Raw genomic sequence first — 19,237 nt, forward strand, 5'->3', positions numbered from 1 at the left:
TGAAATCTATACTTTTGCACTCGTAAACACACAATAACTATTTACATGAACAATACATCTTTATACGAAAAGGAAATCGCTTTTCAGGCTGACAGAAGAAAAGCTGGTGTTGAATTTATTAAAATCATCAGTGATTTATGGTTTGACAAATCAATCGAATTAGTACTATTTCGCAATCAATTGATTGACAAAAATGTAAGTGAAATTATTAACTTACATGAATATGCTGTAGCTTTTGTAGGCAAGCCAATTAATGTTTTTGATTCTGTTGAAATTGCTAATGCCATAGTAGATTTGGATTTACCACCTTCAAGAATTGATATTGGAAAATTAACCTACGAATATCATTTAGAAGACAACAAATACAATGATGCAAAAGCCTTTGTAATTGACAAATTAAGAAATGCGAAAAACTTTCAAGAAATCAAACCTAAAGATGTAGTTTTATATGGTTTTGGAAGAATTGGTCGTTTACTAGCTCGCGAAATGATGTCAAAAATTGGAAAAGGACAACAATTACGATTAAGAGCTATTGTTACAAGAGATAAAAACGATGCAGTACTATTAGAAAAAAGAGCTTCATTATTACGATATGATTCGGTTCATGGTGATTTTCAAGGTTCTGTGATTGCTGACCCAGAAAACAATGCTTTATTAATTAATGGTACAACTGTTCATATTATCACTGCAAATTCTCCTGAAGAAATAGACTATACATCCTATGGAATTGAAGATGCATTAGTTATTGATAATACTGGAGCATTTACAACAGAAGAAGCATTAAAAAGGCACTTAACATCTAAAGGTGTAGACAAAGTGTTATTAACTGCTCCTGGAAAAGGTGTTCCTAATATTGTTTATGGTGTAAATCATGAAGAATACAACCCTGATGAAGTTCATATTTTTTCAGCAGCATCATGTACAACAAATGCAATTACTCCGGTATTAAAAGCGGTAGAAGACACTTTAGGTGTTGTAAAAGGACATTTAGAAACAATTCATGCCTATACTAATGACCAAAATTTAGTAGACAATATGCACAAAAAATACCGTCGTGGTCGTGCAGCAGCATTGAATATGGTAATCACTGAAACAGGTGCTGGAAGTGCTGTTGCAAAAGCATTACCAAACTTGGCAGGCAAATTAACTTCAAATGCTATTCGTGTTCCTGTTCCTAATGGCTCATTAGTAGTATTGAATTTAGAAGTTGGAAAAGACACTTCTATTGAAGAAGTAAATAACATCATGAAAAAGTATGCTTTAGAAGGCGAATTGGTAGAGCAAATTAAATATTCGTTAAACAATGAATTAGTTTCTTCAGATATTGTGGGCACTTCTGCTCCAGCGATTTTTGATAGCAACGCCACTATTGTTTCTGGAGATGGAAAAAATATAGTATTATATGTTTGGTATGATAACGAATATGGTTACAGTCATCAGGTAATTCGTTTAGCGAAATATATAGCTAAAGTAAGAAGATATACTTATTATTAGTAGATAGAATTTTAAATAAAACAAAGCCGTCTCAAAACTAGAGGCGGTTTTTTTTATACCAAGAACCTATAAAACACGTTTAAACTTACTTTAAATAAGGTTTTTAAAATCTATAACATAAATAAACTATGAAATTTTAACAAAATGTACAGAAAATCTGTAAAATAGTTTCGTTTTACCTTTTTATTTTTATTGCGAAAATTTCATTAACTTTAAAAAAACATTTCATGAGACTACAAATTAAATTCCTCCTCTCATTTCTTAGTATTGGCTTTTTATTCTTATGAAAACAAAAGTTATTCTATTTTTTACAGCTATTTTATTAATTGCATGTTATTCTTTATATAATTCTGAACCTGATTTTTCAAGCAAAAAATACAATCAAGAAGAATGGATAAAAAATCCAAAAGGAAGAATTCATATGGTTAGTGATATAATTAGTCAAAAAAAATTAATTGAAAGATTCAGCTCAAATTCAAAATGAATTAGGTAAATCAAATGAGATCCCAAATAATAATGAGTTGAAATATTTATTAGGATACCCTTTCAAACTTTAAATAACTATTATTATATTAGATATATGAGTGCATTTAATTTTATTTTTAATCCTTAAAATAGCTATGAAAAAACATTTAACAATATTTGTATTATTTATTTCATTTAATCTGTTTTCTCAGACTATAGATAATATAAAAGTCAATGATACTGTTTATATTATTTTTGATGAGAAAGAAAGTTTTGATGATTTACATTTAAAAGTTTCTAAAAATAAATTTAATGAAATATATAGTTGTATTTTTCCTGACAATAACACTTTAATTTTAGAAGTTCTTTTACAAAAAAACAGTAAAGAAATTTTCTATAAGAAAAAATCTTTTTTTGAAAAAATAAAATTAAAAACTATAAAACTTGAAAATATTCAAAAAGATGGATATGATAAGACATTAACTACTTTGTTTGAAAAAAAAGTTATAATCTATATCATAGATAAGGTAGAAATAAAAAGAAAAATTAAGATTAAACGCGCTTTTTTAAAAAATATTCCAAATATTAAGATGTAACTAATATAGTCTTACTATAATAAAATACTTTGCAATAGAAACAAGTTATGAAAAAAATATTTTTAATTGTTCTTATAATGTTTATTTATTCTTGTTCTACAAATAAACCAAAAGAACAAACTAACGACAACAACTCTAATTTAACCAAAATAGAAAAAACCATTGTTAATGATTTTTTAGATAAGGAATTAATAAAGGAGCGGTACAAAAATTATAAAGACTTTGAAATTATAGTTATTGAAGAAGCTTTAATAAAAACAAAACCTCTTGCAGATTATGAATTTAATTACAAATATAAAAATAGTTGGGGAAGTTCTATTAAGGAGTGGATTATAGATAGCTTACAAATTAAAAAAATAAAAAATCAATTAAAAAACGAAGATGTTTATCATTGGAAAGTATCAGATTTTAAGAATCTAAAAGTAAAAATATTAAAGCATGAAGAATTAAGAAAAACAACAAATACAGGAGAATATCTTCAAAATAATTTAATAATTTATTTATCAAAACCTTTGATTATTGATAAAAATAATGTTTTGATAAGTTTTGAAATAGGTGATGGTGGATTTGGTTTTTATCCAATTACTCATTTTACTGTATTAATGAGAAAAATTAATAACAAATGGGTTGAAAACGGTTACTATGAAGATGGTGTTTTTAATTAAAATTTCTTTATTTTTAGTTACATGTAAAAAACTTAATGAATAAATATGAAATTTAAAATTGATGACTTCAACTTAAGTCTTTTCTTGTGGCAACTTTTTATCTTTATTTTTACAATTTTATTGATCTATTTATTTTATAAATTCATAAAAGGTTTCAAAAAAAGATAATAATTTAAAAACAGAAAAAACAAAAAGTCCCGAAAAATTGGGACTTTTTGCATCTTATTACTTCATCTTGAAGCAGTATTTATGACATGAAAAAATAAAAGCTTATAAGAAATTTAGCAGAGTTCTTTCTATTTTTTCAACAAGCCATCTAATAATTCTCTAAACTCTTTGTTATCCCAATTTGCTGGTCCAGAAAAATCAACAGCAATTCTACCTTTACTACTAATAACGTAAGTTTGTGGAATAATTGCATCCGAAAAATATTTAGGAGGTGTTCTTAAATAAAAGTACAGCGGAAAATAAAAATTATTATCAGAGAAATAATCACTTATCATTTTATGATTATCATTTGAAACAAAAATAAAATTCATTTTAGTATTATAATCCTCATAAATCTTCTTTAATGAATGAAGTTGATATAGACTTTCTTTTGATTTTGTTGAAACAAAAACTAACATTAATACTTTACCTTTATATTTTTTAAAATATAATTCATCACCATCAATTGTATACAAAGGCCACGTGTATGAAGTAAATACATTTTGTTCTGCATATGGAACAAAACTTGGCTTATCATAAGTATTTGAAATAATTTTTTCATATGCTAATTTTCCATAGAAAATCACAACTAAAAAAATTATTATTCCAAAAAGACCAAATTTTAATATTTTCTTATTCATTTTCAACTTATTATTAAATATAATTATTTACGCTGTGTCAAATAGTAAATTGGAATACCTGTTAGCATAATCAAAACACCCCAACCACAAGTTGCAAACTTAGTAAACAATAACGCAACACTCAAAGCTAACGCAATAATTATGTATAACATTGGTAAAAAAGGATAACCAAAAGCTTTATATGGTCTTTCGACATTAGGCCTTTTCTTACGAAGAATAAAAATACCATAAATGGTTAGGATGTAAAAAATCAAAACAATAATTACAACAAAATCTAACAAATCACCATATTTTCCAGTTAAACACAATGCTGAAGCCCAAAAACACTGTGCCCAAAGCGCCCATGATGGTACACTTGCATAGTTCAAATTAGCTGCTTTTTTAAAAAACAAACCATCTTTTGCCATAGTGTAATAAACGCGAGCTCCTGCCATTATTAATCCATTATTACAGGCAAACGTGGAAATCATTATCATTACAGCAATAATTATTGTTCCAACAGGTCCAAAAATATTTTGAGAAGCCACAACCGCAACTCTATCAGAAGGTGCCGTTGCAATATCTTGAAGTGGCACTACAGACAAATACATCACATTTGCTAACACATAAATTAAGGAAACTATAAAGGTTCCCAAAAACAGACTTAAACCAACATTGCGTTGCGGGTTTTTGATTTCTCCAGCAATAAAAGTAACTCCGTTCCATGCATCGCTTGAAAACACAGAACCTACCATAGCTGCAGAAATAGCAGAAATTATAGTAGTTCCCGCTATTGAAGACCATAAACCAGTATCTTTATCAAAAGATTGTAGCACAAAAGCATTTTCCCAATTCGCATTCCAAATATCAGCTTTTGCACCATAAATAAAACCAAAAACGATTAATCCTATTAAAGATAGTATTTTTATAATAGTCAAAATAGTTTGCAGTAATTTACTGTCTTTTACTCCTCTACTATTCAAATAGGTTAGAAAAATAATCGTTATGATAGAAACTACTTGAGCTGCATTTAATTTGAAAAAGCTTATTTCAAACAAAATATTCTCATCACTCAATGGCGGATATAAATAGGCTGCAAACTTAGAAAAAGCAACTCCTACTGCTGCAATAGTACCCGTTTGAATTACTGCAAAAAAGCTCCAACCATATAGAAAAGCTATTAATTTATTATAAGCTTCTTTTAAATAAACATATTGCCCTCCAGCTTTTGGAAACATAGCACTTAGTTCGCCATAACTAACAGCAGCAATGATTGTAATTACACTTGTTAATAACCAAATAGCAATTAACCAACCTGCAGAGCCTACTTGCCTAACAATATCGGCACTTACAATAAATATTCCTGAACCAATCATAGAACCAACTACAAGCATGGTTCCGTCTAATAATCCTAATTCTTTTTTAAATTCTTTTTCGTTTTCCTCCATAGTTAGTTTGTATAGTTTTGATAAAGATAAAAAAAGAAATCAAACAAAAAAACTCCCACAAATGTGGGAGTTTAGTTTAACTATTGATTTGAATGTTATCCTACCAATAACTTGTGAGATGGTGCAAATTTTGTCAAATTAATACCTTCTACAGCTTTGATATATTCTTCGATTGAAGGCGTTCTACCTAAAATTGTTGATAAAACTACAACAGGAGTAGAAGATAAAAGAGACTCTCCTTTTTTCTCTGCCGAATCCTCAACTACCCTTCCTTGAAATAAACGAGTTGAAGTAGCCATAACTGTATCTCCTTTAGAAGCTTTCTCTTGGTTACCCATACAAAGATTACAACCTGGACGCTCTAAGTACAACATATTTTCATATTCAGTACGCGCTACTGCTTTTGGATTTTTATCATCAAATTCAAAACCAGAATATTTTTGTAAAACTTCCCAATCTCCTTCTGCTTTTAACTCATCTACAATATTATATGTTGGTGGCGCAACAACAAGTGGTGCTTTAAATTCAACTTTACCATTTTGCTTTTCAATATTCTTAAGCATTTGGGCTAATATTTTCATATCACCTTTATGCACCATACATGAACCTATGAATCCTAAATCTACTTTTTTATCGCCACCATAGAAAGAAAGCGGACGAATCGTATCGTGAGTATAACGTTTTGAAACATCTTTATTGTTTACATCAGGATCAGCAATCATTGGTTCAGCAATTAAATCTAAATCAACTTCAACTTCTGCATAATACTTAGCATTTGCATCTGGTCTAAGTGCTGGTTGCTCACCAGAACGAATTTCGGCAATTCTTTTATTCGCTTTATCAATTAACCCTTGTAAAACTTTTTTACTATTATCCATTCCTTTATCAATCATGATTTGGATTCTAGATTTAGCAATTTCTAATGATTCTATTAGTGTTTCATCTTCTGAAATACAGATAGAAGCTTTTGCTTTCATTTCAGCCGTCCAATCTGTAAAAGTAAATGCTTGGTCAGCTGTTAATGTTCCAATATGTACTTCTATAATTCTACCTTGGAATACATTTTCTCCTCCAAACTTTTGTAACATTTGAGCTTGAGTAGCATGAACAACATCTCTGAAATCCATGTAGCTTTTCATTTCTCCTTTGAAAGTTACCTTTACAGAATCTGGAATTGGCATTGAAGCTTCACCTGTAGCAAGAGCCAAAGCTACTGTTCCTGAATCTGCTCCAAATGCAACTCCTTTAGACATTCTTGTATGTGAATCCCCACCAATAATGATTGCTCTATCATCAACAGTGATGTCATTTAATACTTTATGAATAACGTCTGTCATTGCATGGTACACTCCTTTTGGGTCACGAGCAGTAATTAAACCAAAATCATTCATAAACTGCATTAATTTTGGAATATTAGCTTGTGCTTTTTTATCCCAAACTGAAGCAGTGTGACATCCCGATTGGTAAGCACCATCAACAATAGGAGAAATAACAGTTGCTGCCATTGATTCTAATTCTTGAGCAGTCATTAAACCTGTTGTATCTTGAGAACCAACAATGTTTACTGTAACACGCACATCTGAACCCGCATGTAATACTTTTCCTGGAGTTGTTCCAACAGCATTTCTATTGAAAATTTTCTCAACAGCAGTTAATCCTTGGCCTTCGTGGCTAATTTCTTTTGATGGAGCAAAAACAAGTGGTGTATCAATTCCTAACGTTTTTGCTGCAAAAGTTTGAATTTTTTTACCAAAAACAATCGCATATGAACCACCAGCTTTGATGAATTCCATTTTTTGAGGTGTAAAAGCTTTTGAAATATCAATCAATTCTTTTTCACCATTGTATAATTTTTTAGTTTTTGTATTAATGGTTAAAACAGTACCTGTTGCTACTGAATAAACTTGCTCTAATATTGGCTCACCATTAGCATCACGAACGATTTCCCCATTTGCATCGGTTTTCTTAACCCAGTTTTTTAAATCGATTCCGATACCACCGGTAACATCTACTGTAGTAAGGAAAATTGGAGAAATACCATTCGTTCCACCAACGATTGGCGCAAAGTTTACAAATGGAATATAAGGACTTGCTTGTTTTCCCGTCCAAAGTGCTACGTTGTTTACTCCTGACATTCTAGAAGAACCAACACCCATTGTTCCTTTTTCAGCAATCAACATTACACTTTTATCAGGATGTTGTGCCTGAAGCGCTTTAATTTCCTCTTGCGCTTGAGGCGTAATCATACATTTTCCATGTAATTCACGGTCAGAACGAGAATGTGCTTGATTTCCTGGCGATAGTAAATCTGTCGAAATATCACCTTCTCCAGCAATGAATGTAACCACTTTTATTTCTTCTGCAACTTCAGGTAGTTTTGTAAAAAACTCAGCTTTTGCATAACTCTCCAAAATATCTTTAGCAATTGCATTGCCATTTTGATAAGCTTCTTTTAATCGGTCAGTATCAGCTTCATATAAATAAACTTGCGTTTTTAATACATCTGCAGCTTCTTTTGCAACAGTAATATCATTTCCTAAAGCCAAATCCAATAGCACACCAATTGATGGACCTCCTTTCATGTGCGACAATAATTCTAGAGCAAAAGCCGGCGAAATTTCATTTACTACAGCTTGTCCTAAAATAATCTCTTTTAAAAATTTAGCCTTAACAACAGCTGCACTAGTAGTTCCAGGCAGTGTATTATAAATAAAGAATTTTAAAGAATCTTCTCTATTTACGTTGTTAACATCTTTAATTTGCGCAATAATTTCACTTAATAATTCAGCATTATCAATTGGTTTAGGATGAAGACCTTGACCTTTACGCTCTTCGATTTCTTTAATGTACTCGTTATAAAGTTTCATTTCAATATCTAATGACATAATATAAATATGTTTAATTTGTTTGTTTGTTTTTCAATAGCCACAAATTTAAGAAATCTTAATGAGATTTAAAAATTTTTAATAAAACGTCTGATTAAAAGAATTATTATTTAAAAAGATTCTATTTTACTACTAATATTTCAATAAAAAACTTTAAAAAGTCAATTTATTGAATAATTCGTATTTTAAAAACAAAGTATTGCTAATTTGTCAAAAAAGTATATTTAATTTTAATATACTGATAATTCAATTACACAATTTTAGATTTTATCTCTTAGATTCATCATCGGTTTTTCGTAAAAACGATATAAAATATAAGCCATTAAAAATGTAATCATTAAATAAAGAATTGTAAAAAAGTGTCTTTGATGTGAAGTTAATACTGTTGTATCAACAAAGTATTTCATCAATTGTAAGATTACACTGTAATGAATTAAATATATAGCGTAAGAAATTTTACTAACAAACACAATTGGATTTTTAAGAAAAGAATTTGACAATTTCCATTCGGAAAAAATCGGAAAAAAGAAAGCAAACCCAAGAGAAGTAAGCGGTAAATATAGTACATTCCAGAAAAACGGACTCTGTTCAATTCTCAAATTTGAAGATGAAATTCCGAAAAGTAGAAAGAAAAATATTCCAATTCCTAAAAAAAGAAAAAGCTCTTTATATTTCTTCCAAAAAGCTTCAAAATTAAAACGAATCCAAGCGGTTAAAACACCAACTAAAATAGCATCAATTCTATAAATTACAATTGATTTCAAATTTGAATTCCAATCGGTTAAATTTGAAATAGTGCATGTTGCATTAAAAATAACCTTTGTAAAAAAGAAAACAATTAATAACAGAAAAACTATAATTAAAAAACGTTTTGACTTATTTTTTACAAACCCAAAAGTTCCAAAAAACAAAGCAAAAGGCAACAACAAATAAGCAAATTCTTCAACTGACAAACTCCATGATTCTGGAAAAAAAATTGGCGATTTATGTATAAAATTTTGTAAAAAAACGAAATGCAAACCAACATTATCAACTTGATAACCAATAAAAAATGCGATGAAAATATTAGCTATTAAAACCAAATAATAGTTGGGCAATGTTCGAAACCATCTTCGTTTTAAAAAATGAAAAACAGTTTTTAATGTAAATGAATCTGAGACATAAGATTGGTATAAAATAGAACCTATAAGAAAGCCACTCAAAACAAAAAAAAGTTCTACTCCCCAAAATCCAAAAAGTTCTAGTACTGAGACAATAAAATTATTACTTTTTGGATAAATCCATAACACATGCGAACTCACAACCATTAAAATAGCGGAAGCTCTTAACACATCTAAACCAAAAATTCTGTTTTGTGAATTTGCCATCAAATAGTTGAAATTGATTCATAAAAGTAATAAAAAAAGCTGTCTAAAACAGCTTTTTAATAATATCTTCTTCTGAAATTCCCTCGGCATCAGCTTTGTAGTTTTTTACAATTCTATGACGTAGAATTCCAGTTGCAACTGCTTGAACATCTTCTATATCAGGTGAAAACTTTCCATTGAAGGCAGCATTTGTTTTTGCGGCTAAAATTAAATTCTGAGAAGCTCTTGGACCTGCTCCCCAATCGATATAGGTTTTCACATAATCATTTGACAATGAATTATCTGGACGCGTTTTACTTACTAATGAAACTGCATATTCTATAACATTATCAGCAACAGGAATTTTACGAATTACATTTTGAAAATCAATAATTTCTTGTGCTGAAAACAACGGATTTACTACAGGTTTCAAATCAGAAGTGGTTGCTTTTACCACATCAACTTCTTCTCGAAAGCTTGGGTAATCTAATTTTATGGCAAACATAAAACGGTCTAATTGAGCTTCTGGTAATGGATAAGTTCCTTCTTGTTCAATTGGATTTTGAGTTGCCAAAACAAAATAAGGCAAATCTAATTTATAATGATGCCCCGCAACAGTTACCGCACGCTCTTGCATAGCTTCCAATAACGCTGCTTGTGTTTTTGGTGGTGTTCTATTAATTTCATCTGCCAAAATAATATTTGAAAATATTGGCCCTTTAATAAATTTAAAGTGACGACTTTCATCTAAAATTTCACTTCCTAAAATATCAGAAGGCATTAAATCTGGTGTAAATTGAATTCGTTTAAAATCTAACCCTAAAGCCTGAGAAATTGTATTCACCATTAAGGTTTTGGCTAATCCAGGAACACCAACCAACAAGGCATGTCCTCCAGAAAATATACTCAAAATAATTTGATGAACAACTTCATCTTGACCTACGATTACTTTAGCAATTTCTTGTTTTAATGCTTTTTGTCTTTGAACTAATTCTTGAATGGCTACTACGTCTGACATATTGATACTAGAATTTAGAAAATTGAATTTAATTATGAAACGTCTAAAATAATAAAAAACCCTCTGAAAATTCAAAGGGTTAGTCAATTTATTTTTTCAACCAGTTATTTGTGAATTCACAATCTTTATACTCGTCGTTAATTTTGATATAAGTTTCTTTAATTTTTTCTTCTGTCCACTTTGCAATTTGTTTGATTTGTTTATCACGAAGTGCTAATTCTTTAATTTTAATATAATCTTTAGAAAAATCGGCTTGATGCTCTTCAAATCTATCATTTACAGTAACTATTTTGTAAAATTTACCGCCACCACGCTCCTCTTCTAAAATTGGTAAAGAAACTTCTCCATCTTTTAATTCAGAAACTTGCGCATACAATGTAGGATCCATTTTTGTTAATTCGAATCTTGGCTCCATTGTTCTTGGGTTTAATAAAACACCCCCATTATTGCGTGTTTCTTTTTCATCTGAAGAAGATTTAGCCGCATCAGCAAACGTAATTTCTTTATTTACTATTTTTGTTCTAATAGCTTCAATTTTAGCTTTAGCATCTTTAATTGCTTGTGAAGAAACTTTTGGAGAAATCAAAATATGGCGTAACTCAACTTCTTGTCCTTTGATTTTTTCTACCATAATAATATGATAACCAAACTCTGTTTCAAAAGGAGCAGAAATTTCACCTTCAGCTAAACTAAATGCAACATCTTTAAACTCTTTTACAAAAGCTGTTTTTCGGTTCATTTTATAAAATCCTCCATTTGAGCTTGAACCTGGATCTTCAGAAAACAAAACGGCTTTACTGAAGAAACTAGAACCTGTTAAAACATCTTGACGAATTTCATTCAATTTATCAATTACTCTTTTCTTTTCTTCTTCTGTGATTACTGGTTTTACTACGATTTGAGCTACTTCCATTTCAGCACCAAAAGTCGGAATCTCATCAGCAGGAATTCCTTTAAAGAAATTTCTAACTTCCTCTGGAGTTATAGTAACTTCGTCAACAATCTTTTTTTGCATTTGAGATGTTAACTTGTTCATTTTAATGATATCAAAGAAATAACTTCTAAAATCTTCTTCAGATTTCTTTTTATAGAACTTAATTACTTTATCTAACGAACCTACTTGCTCAATCATAGCGTCTAACTGCTCGTTCATGTAGCTATTAACCTCTGCATCAGTCACAACAATACTATCCTGAATTGCTTGGTGAGCATATAATTTATCTTCTAATTGTTTTCCAAAAAGTTCACAACGTGTAATATCTTTAGTATCTACCCCTTGAGCTTTTAATTGAATATATTCTAAATCAATATCAGAATCTAATACAATATAATCACCAACTACCGCGATAACTCCGTCAACTTTTTCTTTCTTCTGAGCAAATGTTATTGATGTGGCTACTAAAAATAGGCTTAAAAGGAACTCTTTATTTATAAATTTCATACTTTTTGTCATTGATTGCGTCATTTGTAATCTCTTTTTCTATTGTATTTACTAATTCTAATTTTCTATTATTGATAATAATTTGTTTTATAGTTGGCTTCAAAAACTCCAATGGTGTTGGGCTATCCTTAGGCAAAACTTTATTCACTTTAACAAGCCAAACAGTTGTAGAATCAGGGTATTGAAAATTAATCCCGCCTGAAATATACTTTTGCTTATTTTCTATATTAATGAATGGTAGTTTTTCATACACTTGATTAATATCTACCCAAATTGAGTCATTGAAAGCATAACTTTTAAATTGAACCGCTAACTGTTCTAGCTCTTTTTTATCTTTTTTGGTAAAGGAACTAAACTTTGATTTAATTTTTGCAAATTTTGGATTTTCTTTAACTAAATTGATGTATCTCATTTTCACCAATTCAGAAGCGTTTTTAAAATATTGCTTATTTTTAGAATAATAATCTGCAATTTGGATTTCAGTTACAACTGTATCAATTTGCCTGATGACTAATTCTTCCACATAAGCTTTTGTGTATAAATCAACTTTATATTGATTAATTAACTCATTAAACTCTTCAACTTTTGCATTACTTAGATTTCGTTCAGCAGCTTCAAAAAGTAATTTTTGTGTAGCCCATCTATCAATAAATGATTTTACAATGGCAATACTATCCTTTTTAGAAGTTCCTTTTGGTACTAAATCTACAATATCCTCTTGATACAAATAACTTTTTCCTACACGTGCAATCGCTTTTGGTTCCTTTGGCGCTCTAAAATAGTCACACGAAGAAACCAATAATGATAAAAGAAATAGCTGTATCAAAAATTTCATACTAATGCTGAAGCTGTTTTTTTACGGTTTGAAAAACGTCTTGATTGATTTTTATGTCAAATTCTTTTTTCAATTCATCAACCCAATTATTCTCTAAATACTGTTGATAATCGCTGATAACTTTCCCTTTACAATCATTGAAGTCTTTTGGACCTGCTTCTTTTACATCTAAAACATTTACTACAAAGTAATATTTATCTTTAGAAACGATAGTTGCAACTCCTTTAGACAAATTCTGATATTGTGGTAAAATATCATAATCTTCTTCAAACAAGCCCGATTTTACCATAATATGAATCTTCCCATCTTTATTCAATTTTTCCTTAATGTATTCAATCGATTTTCCTTTTTTTAGGAAATTTTGTGCTTTTTCAATCATTGCTTTATCTGTCGAAGAAAATATATCAACACCATATCTTTTCTTCCATTGATATTTATTCAAGTTTGCATTATAATACACTTTAATTCCTGTGGTATCTGTTTTTGCTCTTGTCCAAATTTCTCTATCCATTAAATCAAACAACAATAATCCATCACGATATTCATCCATTACATATTTGAAATCAGGAAATTCATTTTCTAAATTATCATTATAGTAAGCAATTAGCTGTTCATCAATAAATTTTTCAAATAGTTCATCTACTAATTTAGAAATTGGTCTTGTTTTAATATTAGATTTTTGCTGTGTGTGAATGTATTTCAAAAAGATAATTGAATATACTTTTTTGGTTTTATTAATTGTTAAAAGTAAATCGTTAATCTCTTTTTTATTTTGAGGAATTTCCCAAGTTTGAGAATAAAAATCATCAGTAACCATAGTTTTTATTTGGTTTAATAATTTTTGTTCTTTTGTGTAAGTATATTTCGTTCTTAATTTTTTAGCCAAAGAATTCGTGATTAATAACGAGCGTTCGTCTTTTCTTACTTTGTCCTCAAGTTCAGATTTCATATCCGCTAAAGCTTGAACTGGATGCTTATCAATAAGTTTAACAATATGCCAACCAAATTGAGATTGGAATGGTTTTGAAATATCATTTTTATTTTGAAGCGAAAAAGCAACATTTTCAAACTCTTCAGAACTCAATTGTCCAGAACCAAAACGTTGTAAAACGCCACCTTTTTGAGCAGAAGATTTGTCTTCAGAAAATTGATTTGCTAAACTTTCAAATCCTTCGCCTTGTTGTATTTTTTGGTAAATATCATCAATTGTTTGTTTAGCCTTAGCTTCTAATTGAGCATCTGCTGCTGATGGCTTTAATATCATTATGTGTGCAACTGTAACTTCACCTCTATTATCTCTTTTATCAACTACTTTAACTAAATGATATCCAAAACGTGTTCTAAAAGGCTTTGAAACTTGTCCAACATTCGTTTTAAACGCAGCATTTTCAAATGGATAAACCATTCTAAACGCAGAAAAATAACCTAAATCACCGTTATTTTCTTTTACGGAAGGATCTTCTGAAAATTGTTGGGCAACCTTTACAAAATCCTCACCATTGTCGATTCTTTTTTTAATATCTAGGATTTTATTATAAGCTTTAAGAGTATCTTCTGGAGTTGCACCTTCATCTACCAACACTAGAATATGTGAAGCTCTAACTTCTTTTTGAACTCTATTATAAGCTTCTTGAACTAATTCATTAGTTACTTTTGAATCGTTTACATAATTTTTAGAAAGTTGATTTCTATATGATTTTAATTCATTTTGATAATTAACACTATTTTGCAATCCTATTTTATTTGCTTTTTCAACTTTTAGTTTATATCCTAAAAATAACTCTAAATAATTATCAAGATTTTTCTGAGAATCATCTTTAACTAAATCAAGATTTTTATTATAAACTCTTACAAACTCATCTGTATAATACGGATGGTTATCGATGGTGAACAAAACCTCTTTACTTTGCGCAAATAAAAAAGACTGTGATAGTAAAAAAACAAAAATAATCAGGCGATTCATTTTCATATTAATTAACATTTTTTGTTGTAATGGACAAAAATAGCAATTCATAAGTATTTAACAACATTTATAACCTACTATTAACAAAAAAAGCATCAATTTCTTGATGCTTTTTTAATTGAATTATAACGCTCTTACATTGCTGTAATAATAAATTCACTTCTTCTATTCGCTTGATGCTCTTCTTCTGAACATTTAGACTCATTAGTTGGCTCACAACCACAATCATTTACTAATTGTGATTCTCCGTAACCTTTACCAGTTAATCTATCCGCTGCAACTCCATTTTTAACTAACCAAGCAATAGTTGATTTTGCTCTTCTATCTGATAACGCTTGATTATATTTTGCAGTTTGACGACAATCTGTATGTGAACGAACATCAACTTTCATGGTAGGATATTGCTTCATAACCTGTAGAATTTTTTCTAACTCTAAAGCAGCATCAGGTCTAATATTTGATTTATCTAAATCAAAATAAATAATTTTAATATCAAATGCTTTGGCTAAATCTGAACCAACACCAACTTGTTTTACGCGTTTTGTAATTGGTAATTTTGCAGTAGTTTCTCCAGGTGCACTTCCTGTTACCACAGAAGTTTCAACTGTTTCGTAATCTTTCTTTTCTGCTCTTACAAAATATGTTTTTTCACATTCTAGTTCTTCAAACTTGTATTCGCCTTTTTCATTAGCAATCATATCGCTAATTACTTTCATATCCTCGTCAAATAAAGTCACTTTAGCATTTGCTAAGACTTCTTTTGTTTCTTCATCTGTAATAACTCCAGAAACTATTTGTTTACAATTGTATGGTAACGGAATTTGTTCTACAAACTTGTAAATATCATCATTACCTTTTCCACCTTGTCTGTTCGATGAGAAAAATCCAAATTTAGTCTTAGAATCAAAAAGGTAAGCAAAATCGTCTTGTGGACTATTTACTGGAGAACCTACATTGAATACTTTTGACATGGTTCCGTCTTCATAAACTTTTACAGAAAAAACGTCTAAACCACCTAAACCTAATTGTCCGTCAGAAGCAAAGAAAATTTCGTTTTCATCAGTAACAAATGGAAAAGTTTCACGTGCTTCAGTATTAATTCCACCACCTAAACTTTCTGGAGTTCCAAAAGAACCATCAGTATTTACAGTAACTTTAAAAATATCTGATTGACCAACTGTACCTGGCATATTAGAGGCAAAATACAATGTTTTATCATCTGGACTTAAAGCTGGGTGAGCACAACTGTAATCGTTGCTATTAAAGGGCAATTCTTCAACATTTGTCCATTCTCCAGCATCACCTTTAGTTGCTTTATACAATTTCAATAAGGTAGTTTTGGTAGCATCTGTTCTTTGTTTCCCGTTAGTGTAATTATTACGTGTAAAATACATCGTATTTCCATCTTTTGTGAATACAGCAGAAGATTCATTAAATTTAGAATTTACCTTTCTAGCTAACGGCTCTGGGTTAGTTAAATATCCTTCCGAGCTAACCGTAGCACTATACAAGTTATAAAAAGAAGCATTAGTCCACTTGTGTTTCATATTTGAAACACCGCCAGTATCTCTTGCAGAAGTGAATACAAAGTTTTCTTTGTAAAAAGAACCTCCATAATCAGAATATTCTGAATTGATTCCAGCATCTTCAATCTTTTGTCTTCCTGAATTTTTCTTAATTTCTGACAAATAATCTTTATTTTCTTCAAAGATTTTTGCACGATTATCAGAAGCTGTTTTTTGTGAAAACTTAGCTAAATATTCATTCGCTTTTGCATAATCTCCAACTGATTTCAATGTTTGTGCGTATCTGAAATAATACTCAGGTTCTACTTCTTGACCTAGTGCGAATAATTCACCATACCATTTATTAGCTTCTAATAAATTTGCATTGAAATAATATGAGTTTCCTAACTTTTGAAACAAATCAACCGATTTGTGTCCTTTTTCAGCAACTTTTTTATAGATTTCTATAGCATCAATATAGGCTAAATCATTAAATTTTTTATCAGCTGAAGCCAGTTTACCTTTTTGAGCAAATCCAGAAGAAATACTCAATACAAACAATAATAATATTACTTTTATTTTCATAATGTATCTTTTTTAGAAGAATCTTGGAGAAACTACTTTGTCATAATTTTTAAACAATTCATAGCGCAAGAAAATTTCATGTGAACCTGAATTGTAGTTAGCCAATTTAGTAACTTCCATATCATATCCATATCCAATGAACCAAGAATTTGAAACTTGGAAACCAGCTAATAAACTTGCTGCTGCATCCCAACGATATGCTGCTCCAAGTGTAAATTTATCATTAAATAAGAAATTAGCCGACAAATCAACTTGCAAAGGTGCACCTTGAACCATTTTTGTCAATATCGCTGGCTTTAATTTAATATTTCCTGATAAATCAAAAACGTGACCCGCAATTAAATAATAATGCATTCTTTCTGAAGCAACTGATTCTGAAGAAAAAGCAGATTCATCTTTATCAAAATGCTTAGTTTCTAAGAAATTAGGAACCGAAAAACCAAAATAAGTTTTATCAGAATGAAAATAAACACCGGCTCCAACATTTGGAGAAAATTTATTATCAACATTATATTGCGCTAAAGCATCTCCTGGATTATAAATATTCAATTTTGTAAAATCTACATTTAAAAGATTTGCTGTAGCCTTAATACCGAATGACAATTTAAACTTTTCAGATGTCTTAACTGAATAAGAAACATCTGCTGAAATTGAATTATCATCTGAAGGTCCAATTCTATCATTAACTATCGAAAAACCTAATCCAAAATTTGAATTGTTAATTGGGGTATTTAATGAGAACGTGTTCGTGACAGGCGCTCCATCTAATCCAACCCATTGGTTTCTATGTAATCCAAAAACACTTAAAACACCACGCGAACCAGCATAAGCAGGGTTGATATTAATAGTGTTATACATATAATTTGTGAATTGTGAATCTTGTTGAGCATAAGAAGATGCCGCTACAAGTGTTACAATAAATATTAAAAATCTTTTTTTCATTTTTTTCACTTTTTATAATTACTAAAAGGGGAATTGCTTCCCCTTAAAGCTTTTTATCTATTAATATATAAATATCCTGAACGCTCTTTGTTGTTACCTGCGCTATTTCTGTATTTTACAACATAGAAGTATGTTCCAACTGGTAATTCTGAAGTTTGACTAACTGTTACTCTACCTTCTGATATACCTACAAACGCTCTTCCTTCAGCTGGATTATAACTTGAAACTTCATAAACCAAAATTCCCCATCTGTTATAAATCTCAACCGTGTTATCTGGGAATAATTCAATATTTCTAATTACAAATACATCATTATCACTATCTCCATTTGGAGTAACTAAGTTGAAGATTTCTAAATCATCTGTTGAAGGCGCATGATTATTGAACTCTAAATAATCTGGTGTACCATCACCATCTGAATCAAAAGCATCATCTGGGTTTCCATCTCCATTTTCATCACCATGTTCATTTTCTGTTAACAATCCATCACCATCGTCATCAATATCTCTAAAGTCAACATCTTCTGTACCATCAGTATCTTGAAGATCATCACCAGGAGTTACAAATATACCATTTGGATCATCATAACCTGGAGTAGTATCAATATTGTCATCTAATCCATCATTATCAGAATCTGTTCCAGCTAAATCAACACCTGTTTCATATTGATCATATACTCCATCTCCGTCAGAATCTAAATCAAACATATCGTTTGTACCGTCTCCATCTGTATCTATAGGCAATAATCCAGCATCATAAGCATCATCAATTCCATTATTATTAGCATCAACTCCAGAAGGAACAATGTATCCTGCTGTTGTTTGTGCTTCAACATTATCTGGAATTCCATCACCATCAGCATCTTGGTCTAAATAATTTGCTAAACCATCACCATCTGTGTCAACATTTCCACCTTCATTATATGCAATAATACCATCATTATCGTCATCCGCATCTAAATAATCTGGTGTACCGTCACCATCTGTATCTTGTGCATCAGAAGGATCACCATCTCCATTCGGATCAGGGTTTTCATCAGCTGTTGGAACACCATCACCATCGTCATCTACATCTAAATAGTCTGGTGTACCGTCGCCGTCTGTGTCTTGTGCGTCAGAAGGGTTTCCGTCTCCGTTTGGATCTGGATTCTCAAACTCTGTATCTACTAAGTCACCATCATCATCTACATCTAAGTAGTCTGGTGTACCGTCACCGTCTGTGT

The 19,237-nt window shown here is 30.2% G+C and carries 15 protein-coding genes; 4 read left to right on the plus strand and 11 right to left on the minus strand.

Features of this window, described 5'->3' with window-relative positions; all coding sequences use genetic code 11:
• Positions 1-45 precede the first annotated feature (45 nt).
• The 4 genes from G4L40_RS04740 to G4L40_RS04755 all read left to right on the plus strand — a co-directional run bounded on the left by G4L40_RS04740 (position 46) and on the right by G4L40_RS04755 (position 3,220).
• On the plus strand, positions 46-1,494 hold the full coding sequence (locus G4L40_RS04740) for a glyceraldehyde-3-phosphate dehydrogenase (protein WP_166235994.1): 1,449 nt from the start codon (positions 46-48) through the stop codon (positions 1,492-1,494).
• A gap of 283 nt (positions 1,495-1,777) precedes the next feature.
• The gene (locus G4L40_RS04745; protein ID WP_166235995.1) at positions 1,778-1,978 is read left to right on the plus strand and encodes a hypothetical protein; all 201 of its coding nucleotides are present in this window, start codon (positions 1,778-1,780) and stop codon (positions 1,976-1,978) included.
• A gap of 136 nt (positions 1,979-2,114) precedes the next feature.
• Entirely contained in the window at positions 2,115-2,555 is a 441-nt protein-coding gene (locus G4L40_RS04750) for a hypothetical protein (RefSeq protein ID WP_166235996.1), read from the plus strand.
• A 47-nt stretch (positions 2,556-2,602) separates the two neighbouring features.
• Positions 2,603-3,220: a hypothetical protein gene (locus G4L40_RS04755; RefSeq protein ID WP_166235997.1), complete on the plus strand. Its 618-nt coding sequence runs from the start codon at positions 2,603-2,605 to the stop codon at positions 3,218-3,220.
• 296 nt (positions 3,221-3,516) lie between these two features.
• On the opposite strand, the gene G4L40_RS04760 is transcribed toward G4L40_RS04755, so the two are convergent.
• From G4L40_RS04760 to G4L40_RS04810, 11 genes are all read right to left on the minus strand, one after another.
• Positions 3,517-4,068 (minus strand): TlpA family protein disulfide reductase, encoded by a 552-nt coding sequence (locus tag G4L40_RS04760; RefSeq protein ID WP_166235998.1) that lies wholly within the window; start codon positions 4,066-4,068, stop codon positions 3,517-3,519.
• Positions 4,069-4,091: 23 nt separating this feature from the next.
• A complete protein-coding gene (locus G4L40_RS04765; protein WP_166235999.1) occupies positions 4,092-5,495 on the minus strand; it encodes an APC family permease in 1,404 nt (467 codons plus the stop codon).
• Positions 5,496-5,590: 95 nt separating this feature from the next.
• Entirely contained in the window at positions 5,591-8,362 is a 2,772-nt protein-coding gene (locus G4L40_RS04770) for a bifunctional aconitate hydratase 2/2-methylisocitrate dehydratase (protein WP_166236027.1), read from the minus strand.
• A 278-nt stretch (positions 8,363-8,640) separates the two neighbouring features.
• The gene (locus G4L40_RS04775) at positions 8,641-9,747 is read right to left on the minus strand and encodes an acyltransferase family protein (protein ID WP_166236000.1); all 1,107 of its coding nucleotides are present in this window, start codon (positions 9,745-9,747) and stop codon (positions 8,641-8,643) included.
• Positions 9,748-9,790: 43 nt separating this feature from the next.
• Complete coding sequence (locus tag G4L40_RS04780) at positions 9,791-10,744, minus strand: AAA family ATPase (RefSeq protein WP_166236001.1); 954 nt, start codon at positions 10,742-10,744, stop codon at positions 9,791-9,793.
• 88 nt (positions 10,745-10,832) lie between these two features.
• On the minus strand, positions 10,833-12,185 hold the full coding sequence (locus G4L40_RS04785) for a peptidylprolyl isomerase (protein ID WP_166236002.1): 1,353 nt from the start codon (positions 12,183-12,185) through the stop codon (positions 10,833-10,835).
• Positions 12,169-13,011, minus strand: coding sequence for a hypothetical protein (locus tag G4L40_RS04790; RefSeq protein ID WP_394367762.1), 843 nt, complete (start codon positions 13,009-13,011; stop codon positions 12,169-12,171). Before G4L40_RS04790 ends, G4L40_RS04785 begins: the two co-directional genes overlap by 17 nt.
• Positions 13,012-13,021: 10 nt before the next feature.
• Positions 13,022-14,989, minus strand: coding sequence for a peptidylprolyl isomerase (locus tag G4L40_RS04795; RefSeq protein ID WP_166236004.1), 1,968 nt, complete (start codon positions 14,987-14,989; stop codon positions 13,022-13,024).
• A 128-nt stretch (positions 14,990-15,117) separates the two neighbouring features.
• Positions 15,118-17,073 carry an OmpA family protein gene (locus G4L40_RS04800; RefSeq protein ID WP_166236005.1) on the minus strand — a complete coding sequence of 652 codons (1,956 nt, stop codon included), beginning with the start codon at positions 17,071-17,073 and terminating at the stop codon, positions 15,118-15,120.
• A gap of 12 nt (positions 17,074-17,085) precedes the next feature.
• Entirely contained in the window at positions 17,086-18,015 is a 930-nt protein-coding gene (locus G4L40_RS04805; RefSeq protein ID WP_166236006.1) for a PorP/SprF family type IX secretion system membrane protein, read from the minus strand.
• A gap of 53 nt (positions 18,016-18,068) precedes the next feature.
• Positions 18,069-19,237, minus strand: a 1,169-nt coding sequence (locus G4L40_RS04810) for a gliding motility-associated C-terminal domain-containing protein (protein ID WP_166236007.1), incomplete at its 5' end; no start/stop codon positions are given.

Source organism: Flavobacterium celericrescens (genome assembly GCF_011392075.1).
GTDB classification, from domain to species: Bacteria; Bacteroidota; Bacteroidia; order Flavobacteriales; family Flavobacteriaceae; genus Flavobacterium; species Flavobacterium celericrescens.

Coding starts and splice junctions, on each gene's coding strand:
- G4L40_RS04740 (WP_166235994.1), top strand. CDS start 46: ATGAACAATACATCTTTATACGAAAAGGAAATCGCTTTTCAGGCTGAC.
- G4L40_RS04745 (WP_166235995.1), top strand. CDS start 1,778: ATGAAAACAAAAGTTATTCTATTTTTTACAGCTATTTTATTAATTGCA.
- G4L40_RS04750 (WP_166235996.1), top strand. CDS start 2,115: ATGAAAAAACATTTAACAATATTTGTATTATTTATTTCATTTAATCTG.
- G4L40_RS04755 (WP_166235997.1), top strand. CDS start 2,603: ATGAAAAAAATATTTTTAATTGTTCTTATAATGTTTATTTATTCTTGT.
- G4L40_RS04760 (WP_166235998.1), bottom strand. CDS start 4,068: ATGAATAAGAAAATATTAAAATTTGGTCTTTTTGGAATAATAATTTTT.
- G4L40_RS04765 (WP_166235999.1), bottom strand. CDS start 5,495: ATGGAGGAAAACGAAAAAGAATTTAAAAAAGAATTAGGATTATTAGAC.
- G4L40_RS04770 (WP_166236027.1), bottom strand. CDS start 8,362: ATGAAACTTTATAACGAGTACATTAAAGAAATCGAAGAGCGTAAAGGT.
- G4L40_RS04775 (WP_166236000.1), bottom strand. CDS start 9,747: ATGGCAAATTCACAAAACAGAATTTTTGGTTTAGATGTGTTAAGAGCT.
- G4L40_RS04780 (WP_166236001.1), bottom strand. CDS start 10,744: ATGTCAGACGTAGTAGCCATTCAAGAATTAGTTCAAAGACAAAAAGCA.
- G4L40_RS04785 (WP_166236002.1), bottom strand. CDS start 12,185: ATGAAATTTATAAATAAAGAGTTCCTTTTAAGCCTATTTTTAGTAGCC.
- G4L40_RS04795 (WP_166236004.1), bottom strand. CDS start 14,989: ATGAAAATGAATCGCCTGATTATTTTTGTTTTTTTACTATCACAGTCT.
- G4L40_RS04800 (WP_166236005.1), bottom strand. CDS start 17,073: ATGAAAATAAAAGTAATATTATTATTGTTTGTATTGAGTATTTCTTCT.
- G4L40_RS04805 (WP_166236006.1), bottom strand. CDS start 18,015: ATGAAAAAAAGATTTTTAATATTTATTGTAACACTTGTAGCGGCATCT.